Genomic DNA, 266 nt, shown 5'->3' on the forward strand with positions numbered 1-266 from the left:
GACTTACAAAACCGCCTGCGCACGCTTTACGCCCAGTAATTCCGATTAACGCTTGCACCCTACGTATTACCGCGGCTGCTGGCACGTAGTTAGCCGGTGCTTATTCTTCAGGTACCGTCATTAGCCCACTGTATTAGAACAGGCCGTTTCTTCCCTGACAAAAGAGCTTTACAACCCGAAGGCCTTCTTCACTCACGCGGCATTGCTGGATCAGGCTTGCGCCCATTGTCCAAAATTCCCCACTGCTGCCTCCCGTAGGAGTCTGG

1 rRNA gene is annotated in these 266 nt (G+C 53.4%); it reads right to left on the reverse strand.

What is annotated here, in order from left to right:
- Nucleotides 1-266, reverse strand: a 16S ribosomal RNA gene (locus GEV02_RS32685); the annotation flags it as partial.

The sequence above is a fragment of the Rugamonas aquatica genome (genome assembly GCF_009380215.1).
GTDB classification, from domain to species: Bacteria; Pseudomonadota; Gammaproteobacteria; order Burkholderiales; family Burkholderiaceae_D; genus Rugamonas; species Rugamonas aquatica_B.